The 17,651-nt window shown below is 67.2% G+C and carries 17 protein-coding genes; 8 read left to right on the top strand and 9 right to left on the bottom strand.

The window, feature by feature from the left end; all coding sequences use genetic code 11:
- Nucleotides 1-231: 231 nt before the first annotated feature.
- Nucleotides 232-1,869: an acyl-CoA synthetase gene (locus tag ACX12D_RS23585; RefSeq protein WP_459375891.1), complete on the bottom strand. Its 1,638-nt coding sequence runs from the start codon at nt 1,867-1,869 to the stop codon at nt 232-234.
- A 219-nt stretch (nt 1,870-2,088) separates the two neighbouring features.
- On the opposite strand from ACX12D_RS23585, the gene ACX12D_RS23580 reads away from it, so the two are divergent.
- A complete protein-coding gene (locus tag ACX12D_RS23580) occupies nt 2,089-2,784 on the top strand; it encodes a Crp/Fnr family transcriptional regulator (RefSeq protein ID WP_459375890.1) in 696 nt (231 codons plus the stop codon).
- 159 nt (nt 2,785-2,943) lie between these two features.
- Nucleotides 2,944-3,591 (top strand): AraC family transcriptional regulator, encoded by a 648-nt coding sequence (locus tag ACX12D_RS23575; protein WP_459375889.1) that lies wholly within the window; start codon nt 2,944-2,946, stop codon nt 3,589-3,591.
- Nucleotides 3,592-3,764: 173 nt separating this feature from the next.
- Here ACX12D_RS23575 and ACX12D_RS23570 read toward each other — a convergent pair whose 3' ends face one another.
- The 8 genes from ACX12D_RS23570 to ACX12D_RS23535 form a co-directional block, all read right to left on the bottom strand.
- Nucleotides 3,765-4,772 carry a Bug family tripartite tricarboxylate transporter substrate binding protein gene (locus ACX12D_RS23570; protein ID WP_459375888.1) on the bottom strand — a complete coding sequence of 336 codons (1,008 nt, stop codon included), beginning with the start codon at nt 4,770-4,772 and terminating at the stop codon, nt 3,765-3,767.
- A gap of 83 nt (nt 4,773-4,855) precedes the next feature.
- Nucleotides 4,856-5,659, bottom strand: coding sequence for a 4-hydroxy-2-oxoheptanedioate aldolase (hpaI, locus tag ACX12D_RS23565; protein ID WP_459375887.1), 804 nt, complete (start codon nt 5,657-5,659; stop codon nt 4,856-4,858).
- A 21-nt stretch (nt 5,660-5,680) separates the two neighbouring features.
- Nucleotides 5,681-6,484 carry a 2-oxo-hept-4-ene-1,7-dioate hydratase gene (gene hpaH / locus ACX12D_RS23560; RefSeq protein ID WP_459375886.1) on the bottom strand — a complete coding sequence of 268 codons (804 nt, stop codon included), beginning with the start codon at nt 6,482-6,484 and terminating at the stop codon, nt 5,681-5,683.
- Between the two features lie 71 nt (nt 6,485-6,555).
- Entirely contained in the window at nt 6,556-6,945 is a 390-nt protein-coding gene (locus ACX12D_RS23555) for a 5-carboxymethyl-2-hydroxymuconate Delta-isomerase (RefSeq protein WP_459375884.1), read from the bottom strand.
- Between the two features lie 58 nt (nt 6,946-7,003).
- On the bottom strand, nt 7,004-7,852 hold the full coding sequence (hpaD, locus tag ACX12D_RS23550) for a 3,4-dihydroxyphenylacetate 2,3-dioxygenase (RefSeq protein ID WP_459375883.1): 849 nt from the start codon (nt 7,850-7,852) through the stop codon (nt 7,004-7,006).
- Between the two features lie 37 nt (nt 7,853-7,889).
- Nucleotides 7,890-9,350 carry a 5-carboxymethyl-2-hydroxymuconate semialdehyde dehydrogenase gene (gene hpaE / locus ACX12D_RS23545; protein WP_174428113.1) on the bottom strand — a complete coding sequence of 487 codons (1,461 nt, stop codon included), beginning with the start codon at nt 9,348-9,350 and terminating at the stop codon, nt 7,890-7,892.
- A gap of 39 nt (nt 9,351-9,389) precedes the next feature.
- On the bottom strand, nt 9,390-10,154 hold the full coding sequence (locus tag ACX12D_RS23540) for a fumarylacetoacetate hydrolase family protein (RefSeq protein ID WP_459375882.1): 765 nt from the start codon (nt 10,152-10,154) through the stop codon (nt 9,390-9,392).
- Nucleotides 10,151-10,816 carry a fumarylacetoacetate hydrolase family protein gene (locus ACX12D_RS23535; RefSeq protein WP_459376503.1) on the bottom strand — a complete coding sequence of 222 codons (666 nt, stop codon included), beginning with the start codon at nt 10,814-10,816 and terminating at the stop codon, nt 10,151-10,153. The genes ACX12D_RS23540 and ACX12D_RS23535 overlap by 4 nt, the downstream gene beginning before the upstream one ends.
- A gap of 519 nt (nt 10,817-11,335) precedes the next feature.
- Between ACX12D_RS23535 and ACX12D_RS23530 the strand changes: the two genes are divergently transcribed.
- The 6 genes from ACX12D_RS23530 (at nt 11,336) to ACX12D_RS23505 (ending at nt 17,587) form a co-directional block, all read left to right on the top strand.
- A complete protein-coding gene (locus tag ACX12D_RS23530; protein WP_459375881.1) occupies nt 11,336-12,445 on the top strand; it encodes a substrate-binding domain-containing protein in 1,110 nt (369 codons plus the stop codon).
- Nucleotides 12,446-12,504: 59 nt separating this feature from the next.
- Nucleotides 12,505-13,536: an ABC transporter substrate-binding protein gene (locus ACX12D_RS23525; RefSeq protein ID WP_441635473.1), complete on the top strand. Its 1,032-nt coding sequence runs from the start codon at nt 12,505-12,507 to the stop codon at nt 13,534-13,536.
- Between the two features lie 413 nt (nt 13,537-13,949).
- On the top strand, nt 13,950-14,768 hold the full coding sequence (locus ACX12D_RS23520) for an ABC transporter permease (RefSeq protein ID WP_459375880.1): 819 nt from the start codon (nt 13,950-13,952) through the stop codon (nt 14,766-14,768).
- An 11-nt stretch (nt 14,769-14,779) separates the two neighbouring features.
- Entirely contained in the window at nt 14,780-15,661 is an 882-nt protein-coding gene (locus ACX12D_RS23515; protein WP_459376502.1) for an ABC transporter permease, read from the top strand.
- Complete coding sequence (locus ACX12D_RS23510; RefSeq protein WP_459375879.1) at nt 15,654-16,727, top strand: ABC transporter ATP-binding protein; 1,074 nt, start codon at nt 15,654-15,656, stop codon at nt 16,725-16,727. Before ACX12D_RS23515 ends, ACX12D_RS23510 begins: the two co-directional genes overlap by 8 nt.
- On the top strand, nt 16,724-17,587 hold the full coding sequence (locus ACX12D_RS23505) for a phosphodiesterase (protein WP_459375877.1): 864 nt from the start codon (nt 16,724-16,726) through the stop codon (nt 17,585-17,587). The genes ACX12D_RS23510 and ACX12D_RS23505 overlap by 4 nt, the downstream gene beginning before the upstream one ends.
- Nucleotides 17,588-17,651: the final 64 nt, after the last annotated feature.

The raw sequence follows: 17,651 nt of genomic DNA, 5'->3' as shown, positions 1-17,651 counted from the left end.
TCAGAAATCGGGAGCGACCCTACCCGCACCTTGAGCCGTCTTGATTTGAGATCGCTCTCTTGGATACGCGCCAAACTCCCATAGCGAACGAAGACGCGCCATGCTGAAAAGAACCATTGGCTTCGCTTCCCGTGGCTCCCAGATACCCCCCTTCCCTCCGCGCGGAGAGAAAGTAACAGCCGCCATCATTGCAGACGGCTCTGGCGCATCTGGCGGCTTCGGACAAAGCCCTTACACGTCGATCGCCGCATCCGACTTGACCTTCTTGCGCAACTCGAACTTCTGGATCTTGCCCGTCGATGTCTTGGGCAATGGCCCGAAGTACACCGCCTTGGGCACCTTGAAGCCCGCCAGCAGGGTGCGGCAATGGGCGATCAGCTCCTCGGCAGTGGCGCTGGCGCCATCCTTCAGCTCCACGAACGCGCAGGGCGTCTCGCCCCATTTCACATCCGGCTGGGCCACCACCGCCACGGCCAGCACGGCGGGATGGCGATAGATCGCGTCTTCCACTTCCACGCTGGAGATATTCTCGCCACCGGAGATGATGATGTCCTTGCTGCGGTCCTTGATCTTGACGTAGCCGTCGGGCGTGCACACGCCCAGGTCGCCGGTATGGAACCAGCCGCCGGCAAACGCCTCGCGCGTGGCCTTCTCGTTCTTGAGGTAGCCCTTCATGCAGATGTTGCCGCGGAACATGATCTCGCCGATTTCCTCGCCGTCCGAGGCCACCGGTTGCATGGTGTCCGGGTCCAGCACCGCTACCTCCGTCTGCAGGTGGTAGCGCACGCCTTGCCTTGCCTTCTTGGTGGCGCGGTCCTCTTGCGACAGGCCGGCCCAGTCGTCCTGCTCGGCACATACCGCGGCAGGGCCGTAGGTTTCGGTCAGGCCATAGACGTGGGTCAATTCAAAGCCCATGGCCTCCATCTGCGCCAGCACCGCGGCAGGCGGCGGCGCACCCGCCACCATGCCGCGCACCGGGCCACGCAAGCCCTCGCGCCAGGCCGGCGGGGCGTTGACCAGCGCGGTATGCACGATCGGCGCGGCGCAATAGTGCGTCACGCCCTCGTCGCGCATCAGGTCGAACACCAGCTTGGGCTCGAACTTGCGCAGGCAGACGTTGACGCCGGCGCGTGCCGCGATGGTCCACGGGAAGCACCAGCCGTTGCAGTGGAACATCGGCAGCGTCCACAGGTATACCGCGTGCTTGGGCAGGTCCCACTCCAGGATGTTGGAGATGGCGTTGATGGCCGCGCCGCGATGGTGGTAGACCACGCCCTTGGGGTCGCCGGTGGTGCCCGAGGTGTAGTTGAGCGCGATCGCATCCCACTCGTCAGCGGGCATCTGCCAGGCGAACTCGGGGTCGCCCGAGGCCAGCAGGCCCTCATAGTCGGTCTCGCCGAAGGCCGGAGCGTCCTGCGGGCCGAGCGCGTCCAGCACCGCCACCACCTTCAGCCCGGGAATCTCGTTGGCGATCTGCCGCGCCAGGTCGGCAAACTCGGTATCGGCCAGCAGCACCCGCGCTTCGCCATGGCGCAGCATGAAGATCAGGTTGGAGGCATCGAGCCGGATATTCAGCGCATTGAGCACCGCGCCCGCCATCGGCACCCCAAAGTGCGCCTCCACCATGGCCGGCGTATTGGGCAGCAAGGCCGCAACGGTATCGCCCTTGCCCACGCCCAGGCGCGCCAGCCCGCTGGCCAGGCGCCGTGCCCGCGCGTAGGTGTCGCGCCAGTTCTGGCGCACCGGGCCGTGCACGATGGCCAGCCGGTCGCCATACACGCTGGCTGCGCGCGCCAGGAAATCGATGGGTGTGAGGGGAACGTGATTGGCCGGGTTCTTGCCCAGGCCGGTGTCGAAATCGCTTGGCATTGCCGTAGTCTCCGCGTGCGCCGGCTGCGCGGGTATTGGCCCTCAGGCTGAGCCGCGCGCCGCCGGTCGCTGTTACTTTTCACTGTGCAAGGCTATCATCCCACAGGACCAAGCTCTGTCGTCCGGATGACAATGCCCGTGCCGGGCCAAGCCGAAATCATGCCCAGCCTGCCCGCAGCCACACCCAGATCGCCTCCCCCTCCCCCCGCAGATATCACGATGCCACCGCCCCGCGCCGGGCATGCCGCCCTGCTCTCCCAGCATGAATGGTTCGCCGCGCTCGCGCCTGGCCACCAGGCGTTGGCAGCGCGGCAGGTGGTGGTGCAGGATTTTGCCGCCGGCGCCTTCGTCGCGCATCGTGGCGAGCCGTCGCGCTACTGGATCGGGGTGGAGACCGGCCTGATCAAGCTCGCGGTCTACACGCCGGACGGGCGCGGTTGCACCTTTTCGGGGGTGCCAGCGGGCGGCTGGTGCGGAGAAGGCAGTGTCATCAAGCGCGAAGCGCGGAGATACGATGTGATCGCCATCCGTGACTCCCGCCTGGCGCTGGTGCCCGACACGGTGTTCCATACCTTGCTCGACGAAAGCCTGCCGTTTGCCAGCTTTGTGGTGCGCCAGTTGAACGAGCGCATGGGCCAGTTCATCGCCACCGTGCAGAACGAGCGGCTGCTGAGCGTCGATGCCCGCGTGGCGCAGGCGGTTGCCCAGCTCTTCCACCCGGCGCTTTACCCCCGTACCAGCGCGGTGCTGGAGCTGTCGCAGGAGGAGATCGGCCTGCTGACGGGGCTCTCGCGCCAGCGGGTCAACCAGGCGCTGCGGCGCCTGGCGGCGGAGGGCATGGTCGATTTGTCGTACCAGAGCATCCGGGTGACCGACCTTGAGCGTTTGCGTCACTTTGGCCTGTCCGAGCTGTAGGCTGCCACGGTAGCGCCGCGGTCGCGCCCGCGGCCATGGCCAGCGTTGAAACCCGCCTTCGCCATCGTGAAACTCACCGGCCGCGCGAAGCCGTACAATGCGATTTTTCCCCCTGGCGCCGCGCCCGATGCGCGCCAGCCTGCGTCACCTGAGCTTCGCATGGCCCTCGTCAGCAGCACCGATCTGCGCCTGTCTCACCTGCGCTTTCCCTTTGCCGTGCGCGTCGATGCGCTGCACGGCACTGCGCGCCTGCGCGACGCAAACGCGCGGCGGGAGGTAACGCCTGGCAACCCGTTCGTGGTGCCGGCATTTGCGTACTTCGATTGCGACCTGCTGCCGGCGCCGGGCCAAAGCACCGCCATCACGCTGCAGGAGGTGCCGGACGACGCATGCCCGCGCATGACCCTGGCCACCCTGCCGGGCTGCCCGTGCCATTCGGAGAAACACTGGTCACGCGCGCTTGCCGGCGAGATATTCGGCCTGCCTCGGCTGCCGTGGAATGCGGCACTGGTGGCGCAACGATGGGAAGTCACCCCGCGGCTGGTACGCGCGCGGCTGTTCGCCGAGGGCGAGGCGCTCGGCGTGCTGCTGCGCGAGCAGCGCGTCGCGCGCACGGTGTACCTGCTTGCGGGCGGCAGCGGCGTGCGCACCGATTGGCTGGCCGCGCAAGTAGGCCTGGGCAGCGTTGCTGCGTTGGCCTCCGCTTGCGCGAACACGCTGGGCCCCGCCGCGCTGAGCCTGCTCGAGGCCAGCGACAGCCGCGGAACCCCGCCGGGTCCAGCGCCGCGCTTGCACCTGGCGGCATAAGAGGGCACAAGAGGCCGGCCCCTGGCGGTGACCGTGCTGTCGCTGATCTTCCGCTTTGTGCTGTCGGTGGCGCTGCCGGTCGGCTTGAAAAAAACGCGGCATTTGTAAAAAGGGCGGGCAAGACCCTCGCTAGCGCGCCCTCGCAAGTGCGGGGCGGGCCACCTGGGCTAGGGTCAATCCAGCACGATCTTGTGCGCGCGGATCAAGGCGCCCCATTTGGCGCGCTCATTGTCCACGAACGCGGCAAAGCCCGCCCGGCTGTCGCCCATGGGCTCTAGCCCAAGCTCCTGCATTTGCTTGACCACCGCCGGGTCCTTCAGCGCCGCGGCAATGGCCGCGTTGAGCTTGTCGACCGAGGCCGGCGGCGTGCCGGCCGGGACCACCACGCCCTGCCAGGCAAACGCCGTAAAGCCAGGCAGCCCGGCCTCGGCAAAGGTCGGCACGTCCGGCAGCACCGCGGAGCGCTGCTCGGCCGGCAGCGCGATAGCACGAAGCCGCCCGGCGCGGATCAACGGCACCGCTGCCGAGAGATCGGCCATCATGAAATCGACCTGCCCGCCCGCCACATCCTGCAACGCGGGGGGCGTGCCTTTGTACGGCGCGTGGACGGCGCTAGCCTGCACGCGGTCGAGCAGCAGCTCAGCGCTCAGGTGGTGCGGGCTGCCGGTGCCGACAGAGGCGTAGGTAGCCTTGCCCTGCCCCGCTTTCAGCCACGTGATGAACTCGGGCAAGGTCTTTACCGGCAAGGCCGGGTTGGCGACCAGTATCACGGGCAGCTTCACCAGCGAGGTCACCAGCGTGAAATCCTTGGCGGTGTCATAGGGCAGCTTGCGATACAGCGCTGGGTTAAGTACCAGCGTACCCTGCCCGGCAGTCAGCAGCGTTGCGCCGTCGGCACGCGCCTTGGCCACATCCTGCGCGGCGAGGATGGTGGCGCCGCCCGGCTTGTTGTCGACCACGAAGTTCTGGTGCATGACAGGCGCGATCTTCTGCGCGACGATGCGCGTGGCGAGGTCGCTGCCGCCGCCGGCGGTATAGGGCACCACCCAGCGTGCGGCGGGGTCGGCGGCGTGGGTGGCACCGGTGCCGCCCAGCGCTAGCGCCAGCCCTGTGACAACTCGCGAGGCATGCTGCGCCATGGAATGGAAGCGCGTGCGCCGGGCGCAGGCGTTTGCTTGCATGATTGAGTCTCCTCCGATTTCTCTGTTCTTTGTGCAAACCGCGCTAAAGCGCTACGGGATGCTAATACGTCGCTAATACGTTGCTAGTACGTTTTATCCCGGCTTGTCCCCGCGCCGCCCTGGCCCTTGAATTGCGCGGCAAGGCTCTCTGCCGCCCGGGCCAGCATCGTGGCGTCCACCCCAACCGCAGTGAACGTGGTCCCGAGCGCCATGTACTGCCGCGACTGCGCCACGTCGGCGCTGAGGATGCCCGCTCCCTTGCCGGCGCGGCGGATGCGCGCGATGGCGTCGGCGATGGCGCTCTGCACGTCCGGGTGGCCGGGATTGCCAAGATGGCCCATGTCGGCGGCAAGATCCGCCGGGCCGATAAACACGCCATCCACGCCTTCGGTGGCGGCGATCGCGTCGAGGTGCGCAAGCCCCGCGCGTGTCTCCACCTGCACCAGCACGCACATCTCGCCGTTGGCCTGGGCCAGGTAGCCGCCGACACGGTTCCAGCGCGAGGCACGCGCCATTGCGCTGCCCACGCCGCGCACGCCTTCCGGCGGGTAACGGGTGGCGGCCACCGCGGCGGCGGCCTCGGTGGCGTCCTGCACCATCGGCACGAGCAGGGTCTGCACGCCCAGGTCAAGCAGCTGCTTGATCTGCACGGTGTCGTTCCACGACGCACGCACCACCGGCCGCACCGGATAGGCGGCCAGCGCCTGCAGTTGCGCCAGGATGGACGGCACGGTGTTGGGCGCGTGCTCGCCGTCGATCAGCAGCCAGTCGAAACCGGCGTCGGCCAGCACTTCGGCCGTGTAGGGACTGGTCAGGCCGAGCCACAGGCCGATCTGCTGCTCGTTGGCGGCAAGCGCGCGCTTGAAGGTATTGAGGGGGATTTCCATGATGGCGTCGGGGTCGGGCGTTCAGCCGAAGTGGCAGGCCACGGCGCCCAGCGCGCCGTAGTCCACGTGAAATGTATCACCTGGGCTGGCCGCCACCGGCCGCGTGAAGGAGCCGCCGAGGATCACCTCGCCCGCTTCCAGGCCCACGCCATGCGGATGCAGCTTGTTGGCCAGCCATGCCACGCCGTTGGCGGGATGGTTGAGCACGCCGGCGGCCACGCCGGTTTCCTCGATCACGCCGTTGCGCGACATGATGGCCGAGACCCAGCGCAGGTCCACATCGAACGGCCGCACCGGGCGCCCGCCCATCACCACGCCGGCATTGGCCGCGTTGTCGGCAATGGTGTCGAACACCTTGCGCGGGCGCTTGGTGTCGGGGTCGACCCCATGGCTGCGCGCATCGATGATCTCCAGCGCGGGGATCACGTAGGCCGTGGCGTCATACACGTCGAACAGCGTGCAGTTCGGCCCCTTGAGCGGCTTGTCCAGCACGAAGGCCAGCTCCACTTCCACGCGCGGCACGATGAAGCGCCCCGGGGGGATCGTCGCGCCGTCCTGGAAGAACATGTCGTCCAGCAAGGTGCCATAGTCAGGCTCGTCGATCTGCGAGGAAAGCTGCATGGCGCGCGAGGTCAGGCCGATCTTGTGGCCTTTGATGGTGCGGCCTTCGGACAGCTTGTGGGCCAGCCATTCGCGCTGGATGGCGTAGGCGTCTTCAATCGTGATGTCAGGGTGGTCCAGCGAAATTTGCCGGATTTGCTGGCGCGATTGCTCGGCGCCGTGCAGGCGATGGGCGATCTGGTGGATCAGCTCTGGGCTGAGCATGAGGTCTCCGTGGGAAGCATTGAACGTTGAGCGTTGTGCGTTGGGGGCCTGTTGGTTGAGGCTGGAACCGGTCAGGCCTTCTTGAAGCGGGCGTGCACGTTGTTGTGCTTGTAGCTGCCGCCCTCGTTGAACTCGACCAGCTCCATTGACAGCGCCAGGTAGCGCCGCGCATACAGCTCGGCAAAGTGCGCCTTGACAGCCTCGAAGAGCGCATCGCAGGCCGCCTTCCTGACCGCCTCGGGACGCCCGGCGCCGATCTTCAGCGTGATGTGGACGAAGGCGTAGTCCTCCTCGCCGTCGGCCATGCGGTAGTCGGTCAGCGCCAGCGCGCGCGAGCGGATGCCGCCGATGGGAAACACGCCATCCTGCGCGATCAGCACGTCGTTGATGGTCTTGAGCAGGGCGGGCACGCGCGCGTCAGCGCGGATGTTGTCCGTGTACTCGACGATGATGTGGGGCATTGGCAGGCCTCTCCGAAGAAGCGTGAATCGTGAACCGTGATTGGTGACCGGTGATCCCTCAGCGCACCGGGAAGATCGCATTGATCTGGCCGGTGCCCGAGCTGGTGAAGTAGTCGGTGACGATCTCCACCGGGCGGTCGTACTTGTCCCAGCCCAGCAGGCCCAGCAGCATGGCGGTGTCATGCATGCCCCCCTCGCCGATGCAATGCTCGTTGTACTCCGGCAACATGCCGCAGAAGGTGGCCCAGTCGCCCTGCTTCCAGAGCTCCACCACGCGCAGGTCCACCTGCTTGAAGAACTCGCGGCTGATCTGGTGGATGCTTTCCTCGGGGCTGTTGTTGTCGTTGAAGCGGTGCGACAGCGAGCCGCTGGCGAGAAACGCCACATTGGCATCGCTGGCTTCGATGGACGCACGCAGCGCCTCGCCAAAGCGGCGGCTTTCATCGAGCTGGTGCCAGGCGCACCAGGCCGCGATGGAGACCACCTTGAAATGGCGGTCGGCGTTCATGTAGCGCATCGGCACCAGCGTGCCATATTCCAGCTCCAGGCTGGCGATCTCGTGGGCACGGGTCATCACGCCCTGCTCGCACGCGGTGCTGGCGATCAGCCGGCCCAGTTCGGGATTGCCGTCATAGGCGTAGGCCATGTCCTTGATGAAATGCGGCAGCTCGTTGCTGGTGTAGATGCCCTCGAAGTGCGCGTTGCAGTTGACGTGGTAGCCGGCGTTGACCAGCCAGTGCACATCGGCCACCACGATGGTGTCGACGCCCAGCTCCCGGCAGCGCCGGCCGATCTCGCGGTGCCCGGCAATCGCCGCCTCACGGCAGCCGTGGTGCTTGCCCGGCAGCTCGGACAGATACATCGACGGCACGTGCGTGACCTTGGCGGCGAGGGATAGCTTGCCCATGGCGGTGTCTCCTGTTTTGTTCTGGTGCGGGCTGCGCTCAAACGCCCCAGCGCGGAATATGATGCCCGCCCATCGAGATGCAAACGTTCTTCACCTCCGCAAACACCTCGAAGCTGAACTCGCCGCCCTCGCGCCCGGTGCCGGATGCCTTGGTGCCGCCAAACGGCTGGCGCAGGTCGCGCACGTTCTGGCTGTTGACGAACACCATGCCGGCCTCGATGCCGCGCGCCAGCCGGTGCACCTTGCCCACGTCCTGCGTCCAGATGTACGAGGCCAGGCCGTAGGCGGTGTCGTTGGCCATGGCCAGGCCATCGTCTTCGCCCTTGAACGGGATCAGGCAGGCCACCGGGCCAAAGATCTCTTCCTGCGCCACGCGCATGTGGTTTTCCACATTGGCCAGCACCGTGGGCTGCACGAAGTTGCCGTTGCGCAGATGGGCCGGCAGGTCGGACGGGCGCTCGGCGCCGCCGGCCAGGATGGTGGCGCCCTCCTGCTCGCCCAGGCGGATATAGCCCGTGACCTTCTCCCAGTGCTGCTGGGTGATCATGGCGCCCACGTGCGTCTGCTCGCTGGTCGGGTCGCCCACGCGCAAGCGCCTGGCGCGTTCGGCGAACTTGCCGACGAAGTCGTCGTAGACCGTGTCCTGCACGAAGATGCGCGAACCCGCGGTGCAGCGCTCGCCGTTGATCGAGAAAATGGTGAACAGCGCGGCGTCCAGCGCGCGCTCCAGGTCAGCGTCGTCGAACACCAGCACCGGCGACTTGCCGCCCAGTTCCATCGAGAATTTCTTCAGGCCCGCGCGCTCGATGATGCGCTTGCCGGTGGCTGTGCCGCCCGTAAACGATACGGCCCGCACGTCCGGATGGCGCACCAGCGCGTCCCCCGCGCTGGCGCCGTAGCCCTGTACCACGTTGAGCACGCCAGCCGGCACCCCGGCTTCCAGCGCCAGCATGCCGAGCTGGTCGGCCGTGAGCGGCGACAGCTCCGACATCTTCAGCACCGCGGTATTGCCCAGCGCCAGGCATGGCGCGACCTTCCAGGTGGCGGTCATGAAGGGCACGTTCCACGGCGAAATCAGCGCGCACACGCCGACCGGCTGGTAGAGCGTGTAGTTGAGCATCTGGTCATCGACGGGATAGGTGCGGCCGTTCATCTGCACGCACACCTCGGCGAAGAAATTGAAGTTCTCGGCAGCGCGCGGGATCAGTTGCTTGCCGGTCTGCGCGATCGGCAGGCCGGTGTCCTGCGTCTCCAGCGCGGCAAGGTGCGGCACGTGCTCGGTGATCAGGTCGGCCAGGCGACGCATGATGCGGGCGCGCTCCTTGGCCGGGGTATTGGCCCACTTGGGGAACGCTGCCTTGGCAGCCGCCACCGCGGCGTTGACCTCGGCCTCGCCGCCCGCCGCCACCGTGGCGATCTCTTCGCCGGTGGCCGGGTTCCAGGTGGTGAACGTATCCTTGCTGTCGACCTGCTTGCCGTTGATCCAATGCTTGATCATGGTTGTCTCCTGTTGGCGTTTGGCGCGCCTGGGTTCGCTTCAGCGTCCGCCGCCGTATTCGATAGCCGAGGCAATGGTGTTCACCAGCCGCCCCACCCCTTCGATCTCCGTCACGATCTCATCGCCCGGCTGCGTGTCGGCCAGCCCTTCCGGCGTGCCGGTCAGGATCACATCGCCCGCCTCCAGCGTCATGAAGCTGCTGAGGTACTCGATCAGCCACGGGACGGCGAAGATCATGTCGCGGGTACTGCCCTGCTGCGTCAGCTTGCCGTTGACGGTCGTGGTAAGCGCGAGGTTCATCGGATCCGGCACGTCGTCGCGGTCCACCAGCCACGGCCCCAGCGGCGTGCAGGTGTCGCGGTTCTTCACCCGCAGGTTGGGGCGATAGTAGTTTTCCAGGTAGTCGCGGATGGCGTAGTCGTTGGCAACCGTATAGCCGCGCACGTAGTCATAGGCTTGCGCCGCCTTGACGCCGCGCGCCGTGCTGCCGATCACCACCGCCAGCTCGCACTCGTAGTGCATGTACTTCACGCCCTCTGGCCGGATGGTATGTGCCCGGTGGCCGATGAACGCGCCCGGCCCCTTGAGGAACACGAGTGGTTCTTCCGGCGCCTTGAAAGCCAGTTCGCGCGCGTGATCGGCGTAGTTCAGGCCGAGCGCGAAGGTGGTGCGCGGCACCACGGGCGGCAGCCACGTCACGGCGTCCTCGCTGATCACGCGCCCGTCGTCCAGGCGCAATGCGCCTTGGCCAGCCGGCTGCGCGGTGTGGACCAGGCCATCGAAGGCTACGCGTGCGGTTCTCATGCTGCCTCCCCGGGCGCTGCCTTGATGCCGTGCCGCAGGCGCCCTACTTGTTCGATCTCGATCTCCACCACGTCGCCGGCACGCGCCAGCGGCGCGCCTTCGGGCACGCCCGCCAGCAGCACGTCACCGGCTTCGAGCGACATGAAGGCGGTGACATCGGCCAGCAACTGCGCCACAGGGCGCAGCAGGTTGCCGGTGTGGTTGCGCTGGCGTTCCTCGCCATTGATGCGCACCACCATGCTGAGCGCATCGGCGTTGCCGACCTGCTCGCGGGCCGTCACCCACGGGCCAATCGGGCAATAGCCGTCGCGGCACTTGTGGCGCACCGCCGGGCGGTAATAGCTGGCATGCGGCACGCTGACATCCGACACCACGGTGTAGCCGGCGATATAGTCCGCGGCCTGCGCCGGGTCGATGCGGGTTGCGCGACGGCCAATCACGATGCCGAGCGCCGCGCCGATTTCCAGGGTTTCCTGGCCCGGTGGCAGCTCGGCAAGGCTGCCATGGGCGGCCAGGGTATTGGCCGGCTTGATGTAGAGGATCGGGCCCGCGGGCGGCGCCTGGTAAGGAGCCGCATTGACGCTGTCGCCAAGGGCCGCGAGCGCGCCCTTGAAGTTCAGCAGCGTGCCGTACACCGTGCCGGTGATGGCGGGCTGCCACATGAATTCATCCTCGCGCAGGGCGCGTCCGCCGTCCAGCGGCAGCAAGGTGGCACCGTCCACCGGCACTGCCCGCACTGGCCGGCCGCCGGCGGCGATTCTGGCTTGTCGCATCGTGCTCCTCTCTGGTTGCGCCCGCGCGTGGCCGGGCGCTTGCGCTGCCGGGCCGGCGGATCGTCGACGGCGGATCGCCCGTTGGCGCCGCCTGTACTTAACATGTTAATGAGATTGCAGGATAGTTTCAACCCCATTGTGATCCGCGGCGCCGCGATCTTGCCGCCCAGCCCTTCGTGCCCTCGTCCGCGCCTGTCATCGTGTTGTCATGCAGCATCCCCAGAATTCGCGCTGTACCGGGTTTCGCCTAGCCGCAGCGCGATTGCGCTAATGCACCGCAGCAGTAAAAAGGCTTGCTACCCGATTTTTTTGCGGCTTGAATGAAAACGTTTTCATTTTTGCCGGCGTTGCGTGCCTGGTTCACCATGCGCGCGATGTGATCCCGAAACCAAGACCGGAAGCTCTGACGTGAAGCGCACCCAGGACCGTTCCAGCAGCACCGCCCCGGACGCCGCCGGCACCGCCACGCTGGTGGACGTTGCGCAAGCCGCTGGCGTATCGCTAGCCACCGCATCGCGCGCGTTCAACAGCCCGGCGCTGGTGCGCGAAGGCACCGCGCAGCGCGTGCTGGAAGCCGCGCGGCGGCTGAGCTTCCGCCCGAACCTGCTCGGCAGCAAGCTGCGCGCGCAGCAAAGCCGGATGATCGGCGTGATGCTGCCCACCCTGGAAAACGCCGTGTTCGCCGAATGCTGGCGCGGCATCGAGGACGCCGCGCTGGCCGCCGGCTATTCGCTGATGCTGGTGACAAGCGCCTACGATCCCGCGCGCGAACGCGAGCGCATCGAATACCTGCTGCGCCACCGCGTCGACGGCATGGTGCTCACGGTGGCCGACGCCGCCCGCAGCGCCGTGCTCGACCAGCTCGATGCCGAAGGCGTGCCCTATGTGCTGGCCTACAACCAGGCCGCCGCGCGCGGCCAGCGCCATTCTGTCTCGGTGGACAACCGCGGCAGCGCCCGCGAAGGCGTGCAAGCGCTGATTGCCGCCGGGCACCGCCGCATCCGCGTGGTCTCCGGGGCCTTCATCGCCTCCGACCGCGCGCGCCAGCGCTTCGAGGGCTACCGCGACGCCATGCGCGCGCACGGCCTGGAGGCAGCGCCCGCACTTTGCCTGCCCACCCACACCGCCAGCAACGCTGACCAGATCGGTGCACTAGCTGCCGGGCCGGATGCGCCCACCGCCTTTTTCTGTACCAACGACCTGCTGGCGATCGGCGTGATCTCCGACCTGAAACGGCTCGGCCTGCGCGTGCCGCGCGACATCTCCGTGCTGGGCTACGACGGCATCGCGCTGGGCGCGCTGGTGGAGCCGCCACTGGCATCGGTGGTGCAGCCCAACACCGAAATCGGCGAGCGCGCCGTTGCGCAGTTGCTCAAGCGCTTCGGCCTCGCAGCAGCCGGCGTATCCGATGTAACCGATGTAACCGATGTATCCGATGTATCTGTCGCCCGACCCGGGCGCATCACCTTGCTGCCCCACGGCCTGCGCCTGGGTGGCACGGTAGCCGCACCGGCATGACCCTTCACCCACCGCATTCCCCCAGCCCCAGCCCTCGTATGCAACCCAAGGAGTTCACCATGCAAGCAACCCGTTCCTGGCACAAACCGCTGCGCCGGATCGCCAGCGCGCTCGGCGCCGCCGCCGTCTGCGCATTCAGCCAGGGCGCGGCAGCGCAAACCGCGATCTGCTACAACTGCCCGCCGGAATGGGCCGACTGGGCCGCGCAGATTCGCGCCATCAAGGAAAAGACCGGCGTCACGGTGCCGCATGACAACAAGAACTCCGGCCAGTCGCTCGCGCAGCTGGTCGCCGAAAAAGGCAGCCCGGTAGCGGACGTGGTGTACTACGGCGTGACCTTCGGCATCCAGGCCAAGAAGGACGGCGTCACCGCCCCCTACAAGCCCGCCCACTGGAACGACATCCCCGACGGCCTCAAGGACGCGCAAGGCAACTGGTTCGCCATCCACTCCGGCACGCTCGGCTTCATGGTCAACGTCGACGCGCTGCGCGGCAAGCCCGTGCCGCAATCCTGGGCCGACCTGCTCAAGCCCGAGTACAAGGGCCTCATCGGCTACCTGGACCCGGCCAGCGCCTTTGTCGGCTATGTCGGCGCGGTTGCCGTCAACCAGGCGATGGGCGGCTCGATGGACAACTTCGGCCCGGCCTTCAAGTACTTCCGCGACCTGCAGAAGAACCAGCCCATCGTCCCCAAGCAAACCGCCTACGCCCGCGTGCTCTCCGGCGAGATCCCGATCCTGCTGGACTACGACTTCAACGCCTACCGCGCCCGCTACAAGGACAAATCCAACGTGGCCTTCGTGATTCCCAAGGAAGGCACGGTGGTGGTGCCGTACGTGATGAGCCTGGTGAACAAGGCGCCGCACGACGCGCAAGGCAAGAAGGTGCTGGACTTTGTGCTGTCCGACGAAGGGCAAGCCCTGTGGGCCAATGCCTACCTGCGCCCCGTGCGCAGCGCCGCCGTGCCCAAGGAAGTGCAGGCGCGGTTCCTGCCGGCAGCGGATTACGCGCGGGCCAAGCCGGTGGATTTTGGAAAGATGGCGGATGCGCAGAAGGGTTTCAGCGAGCAGTATTTGAAGGAAGTGCGTTGAATGGCTAGCGCGAGTGGATGAGTGCGGCATTTCGCGCTTGGCGAACGCCCGCCCTCTCCCCCGGCCCCTCTCCCGCAAGCGGGAGAGGGGAGAAAACCAGCGGCAAGATCAACCCGTTGTGGTAGCCGTGTGAAGCGCCCGAAGGGCGGGCCACACCCCAGCGCGATGCGAAGCGAGCCGTCAAGGTTCACCTAGGCCGTATGGGGCGCCTTGAGGTAGTCGCCCCATCCGGCGCGCCTTTTTTGCCTACTTTTTTGGCAAGACAAAAAAGTAGGTCGCCGCCCCGCAGGGGTGGTGAAACTGCAGTTGAAGTTGCCCTTGAAGTTGAAGTTGAAGTTAAGCAGTCGCCCTTGAACCCAAGCAATCAACGTTGAAGCTGATCCTCACCCCCCTGGGAAAATAACAACCCCATCATGCCTAAACGAAGCCCCCCACTCCTCCTCTTCGCCCTCCCGGCCCTGATCGTTTTCTTCGCCTTCTTCTGCCTGCCCATGGCAAAGCTGCTGGCGATCAGCGTCACGGGTGAAAAAGGCGCGAGCGTCTACTGGACCGTCATTTCAAGCGAGCGCTATCTGCACAGCCTGATGGTCACCGTGCTGCTATCAGCAACGGTAACACTGGCCACCCTGATCATCGCCGGCATCACCGGCACTTTCCTGGAGCGCAACGCGGTGCCCGGAAAGGCGCTGCTGGTCGCCATGCTGACGTTCCCGCTCGCCTTCCCCGGTGTCGTCATCGGCTTCATGGTCATCATGCTGGGCGGGCGCAACGGCCTGCTCGCCATCGTGAGCGACTGGCTGGTGGGAGACCGCTGGACCTTTGCCTACGGTCTCGCCGGCCTGTTCGTCGGCTACCTGTACTTCTCCATCCCGCGCGTGATCCTGACGGTGATGGCAGCCGTTGCCAAGCTCGACGCGTCGCTGGAAGAAGCCGCCCGCTCGCTTGGCGCGGGCCGCTGGCGCGTGGTGCGCGACGTGATGCTGCCCGCGCTGATGCCGGCCATGATTTCCAGCGGCGCAATCTGCTTCGCCACCAGCATGGGCGCCTTCGGCACCGCCTTCACGCTGGCCACGCAGCTCGATGTCTTGCCGCTGACCATCTACAACGAGTTCACCAACTACGCCAATTTCGGCATGGCCGCCGCACTGTCCCTGCTGCTCGGCACAGTCACCTGGGCCATGCTGGCGGTGGCGCGCTGGTTCTCGGGCGACGCCGTCGCCGCTACTGCCTGAGGCTACCCATGATGACATCTTCCCGCCGCGGCAATGCCTACTGGCTGCAGCTCGCGCTCACCCTGCTGGTATGCCTGTTCATGGTGGTGCCGGTGGTGCTGTCCGTGCTCGCCGGCCTCACCAACAACATCTTTACCGGCGTGTCCAGCGGCCTCACCACGCGCTGGCTGGTAGAGGTGTGGGCGCTCTACCGCAACACCATCTTCCTGTCGCTGGGCATTGCCCTGGCGTGCCTGGCTTGCACCCTGGTGCTGGGCGTGCCCGCGGCCTACTACATGGCGCTGCGGCGCGGGCGCGTGACGCGCCTGATCGAGGAGCTGCTGATGCTGCCGGTGGCGGTGCCGGGGCTGGCCACCGCGCTTGGCCTGATCCTGCTCTATGGCGGCTGGCAGGCGTTCCGCACGAGCTGGGTGTTTATCCTCGTGGGCCACGTACTGTTCACGCTGCCGTTCATGGTGCGCTCGGTGCTGGCCATCATGTCGGCCATCGATATCCGCACACTGGAGGACGCCGCCGCCAGCCTGGGCGCAAACCGCCTGCAGCGCTTCTTTACCGTGGTGCTGCCGAACTGCCGCCAGGGCATCCTGGCCGGGGCGCTGATGGTGGTGACGTTGTCCGTCGGGGAGTTCAACCTGACCTGGATGCTGCATACCCCCACCACGCAGACGCTGCCGGTGGGGCTGGCCGACAGCTACGCCTCGATGCGCCTGGAGATCGGCTCGGCCTACACCATCGTGTTTTTCTTCATGATCATCCCGCTGCTGGTGCTGATGCAGGGCTTGTCCGCGCTGGGCGCGCGCGCCCGCAAGCACCAGCCGCTTGCCGACGGCGCCGACGCCAGAACGATCCCCGGCACCGATCCGCTCTCCACTTCCGAGGCCCGCCATGCATGAACCGACCACCATCACGCTGCGCCACTGCGGCAAGACCTTCGCCGACGGCACGCTGGCGCTGCAACCGCTTGACCTCGACATCGGCGCAGGCGAGACCGTGGTACTGCTGGGCCCCTCGGGCTGCGGCAAGACCACCACACTGCGCATCATCGCCGGGCTGGAGTTCCCCGACGCCGGCGGCGTGGTGATGTTTGGCGACAACGATGTGACGCCGCTGCCGATCGAGCAGCGCGGCGTGGGCATGGTGTTCCAGAGCTACGCGCTGTTTCCCAACATGACCGTGGCGGAGAACATCGCCTATGGCCTGCGCGTGCGCCGCATCGACGCCGCTGCGCGCCGCCGCCGGGTGGACGAGATGCTCGCCATGATGCATCTGGGGCCTTTTGCCGAGCGGCGCATCGACCAGTTGTCGGGCGGCCAGCGCCAGCGCGTGGCGCTGGCCCGCGCCATTGCCGTGCAGCCGCGCGTGCTGCTGCTCGATGAGCCGCTGACCGCGCTGGACGCCAAGCTGCGCGACGCCTTGCGGGCCGACATCAACCAGCTGCTGCGCAGCCTGCATATCACCGCCGTCTACGTCACCCACGACCAGGCCGAGGCCATGGCGCTGGGCGACCGCATCATCGTGATGGATCGTGGCCGCATCGCGCAGACTGGCACGCCGCAGCAGATCTACCGCGCGCCGGCCAATGCCTTCGTGGCGGATTTCATCGGCACCATGAACCGCCTGCCGGCCGTGCTGGAGGCCGATGCCTGGCGCGTGCCGGGCGGCCTGGTGCCGCGCCATGGCTCCGCCGCAAGCCTCGCCGCCGCGCCCTCGCCGCGCGCCGAACTGCTGTTCCGCCCCGAGGACGTCGCGCTGGCCCAGGCCGAGGATGCCCACCTGGGCGGCTCGGTCGTCACCGCGCTGTTCCTGGGCAACTACACGCGCTTGCTGGTCGACGTGGGCGCGCCGGCGCCGCTTGTCGTCGACACCACCCGGCGCGATGGCTGGCTCGCGGGCGACCGCGTGGGCCTGCGCCTCGATACCGGCCACCTGATCACGCTCCCCGAAGCGCTCACCGCATGAACACCACCAACGCCAACCCGGCCGGCACCTACCTGCTGGCCCACATCACCGACCTGCACATCAAGGCCGGCGGCAAGCTGTCCTACCGCATGGTAGACACCGCAGGCGCGCTGCGGCGCTGCATCGCGTCGCTGCTGGCGGCGCCGCAGCAGCCCGACTCCGTCGTCATCACCGGCGACCTGGTGGACTTCGGCACCGAGGAGGAATACCGCTTCCTGCGCGGCATCCTGGCAACGCTGCCGATGCCGGTGCGGCTCTTGCCCGGCAACCATGATCACCGCGCCACGTTGCGCCGCGTGTTTGCCGATCACGATTACCTGTTCGCCAACGGCGACGGCGACGCGCCGGTTCACTACAGCGTGGAGGCCGGCCCGCTACGCCTGGTGGCCTTCGACTGCACGGTGCCGGGAAAGCCTGGCGGCCAGGTCGATCCCGCCGCGCTGCCCTGGCTGGAGGCCACGCTCGCGGCCGAGCCCGGCAGGCCCACGCTGCTGATGCTCCACCACCCGCCCTTTCATACCGGCATCGGCCATATGGACCAGCAGGGCCTGGCGGATGCGGCGCTGCTGGAGGCGGTGGTGCGCAGGCACCCGACGGTTGAGCGCGTGCTGTGCGGCCACCTGCACCGGCACATCACGCACCGCTTTGGCGGCACGATCGCCATGACGGCACCGGGCCCCGCGCATCAGGTCACGCTCGATCTCGACCCACGGGCGGCCTCGCGGTTTCGCATGGAGCCGCCCGGCTACTTGCTGCATCAGTGGGATCCCGCGCAGGGGCTGGTCAGCCACGCGGCGGTGATCGGTGACTTTGGCGCAGACCATCCTTTCTTCGATGCCGCGGGCAAGTTGATCGACTGACTGGCTGACTGGCCGATCGGTTGATCAGCCAGCCGGTCGATCAGGAAGGCATCGGCACATCGGC

Source organism: Cupriavidus sp. PET2-C1 (genome assembly GCF_054515855.1).
Note: the sequence above shows the minus strand (reverse complement) of the source record. Positions and strands in the feature narration are given on the sequence as shown.

What these genes read in the sequence shown, in the direction of transcription:
- hpaD (WP_459375883.1), bottom strand. Translation starts at nt 7,852, where the DNA reads ATGGGCAAGCTATCCCTCGCCGCCAAGGTCACGCACGTGCCGTCGATG.
- ACX12D_RS23585 (WP_459375891.1), bottom strand. Translation starts at nt 1,869, where the DNA reads ATGCCAAGCGATTTCGACACCGGCCTGGGCAAGAACCCGGCCAATCAC.
- ACX12D_RS23580 (WP_459375890.1), top strand. Translation starts at nt 2,089, where the DNA reads ATGCCACCGCCCCGCGCCGGGCATGCCGCCCTGCTCTCCCAGCATGAA.
- ACX12D_RS23515 (WP_459376502.1), top strand. Translation starts at nt 14,780, where the DNA reads ATGACATCTTCCCGCCGCGGCAATGCCTACTGGCTGCAGCTCGCGCTC.
- hpaH (WP_459375886.1), bottom strand. Translation starts at nt 6,484, where the DNA reads ATGCTCAGCCCAGAGCTGATCCACCAGATCGCCCATCGCCTGCACGGC.
- ACX12D_RS23510 (WP_459375879.1), top strand. Translation starts at nt 15,654, where the DNA reads ATGCATGAACCGACCACCATCACGCTGCGCCACTGCGGCAAGACCTTC.
- hpaE (WP_174428113.1), bottom strand. Translation starts at nt 9,350, where the DNA reads ATGATCAAGCATTGGATCAACGGCAAGCAGGTCGACAGCAAGGATACG.
- ACX12D_RS23555 (WP_459375884.1), bottom strand. Translation starts at nt 6,945, where the DNA reads ATGCCCCACATCATCGTCGAGTACACGGACAACATCCGCGCTGACGCG.
- ACX12D_RS23575 (WP_459375889.1), top strand. Translation starts at nt 2,944, where the DNA reads ATGGCCCTCGTCAGCAGCACCGATCTGCGCCTGTCTCACCTGCGCTTT.
- ACX12D_RS23525 (WP_441635473.1), top strand. Translation starts at nt 12,505, where the DNA reads ATGCAAGCAACCCGTTCCTGGCACAAACCGCTGCGCCGGATCGCCAGC.
- ACX12D_RS23535 (WP_459376503.1), bottom strand. Translation starts at nt 10,816, where the DNA reads ATGTGGCAGCCCGCCATCACCGGCACGGTGTACGGCACGCTGCTGAAC.
- ACX12D_RS23540 (WP_459375882.1), bottom strand. Translation starts at nt 10,154, where the DNA reads ATGAGAACCGCACGCGTAGCCTTCGATGGCCTGGTCCACACCGCGCAG.
- ACX12D_RS23570 (WP_459375888.1), bottom strand. Translation starts at nt 4,772, where the DNA reads ATGCAAGCAAACGCCTGCGCCCGGCGCACGCGCTTCCATTCCATGGCG.
- hpaI (WP_459375887.1), bottom strand. Translation starts at nt 5,659, where the DNA reads ATGGAAATCCCCCTCAATACCTTCAAGCGCGCGCTTGCCGCCAACGAG.
- ACX12D_RS23520 (WP_459375880.1), top strand. Translation starts at nt 13,950, where the DNA reads ATGCCTAAACGAAGCCCCCCACTCCTCCTCTTCGCCCTCCCGGCCCTG.
- ACX12D_RS23505 (WP_459375877.1), top strand. Translation starts at nt 16,724, where the DNA reads ATGAACACCACCAACGCCAACCCGGCCGGCACCTACCTGCTGGCCCAC.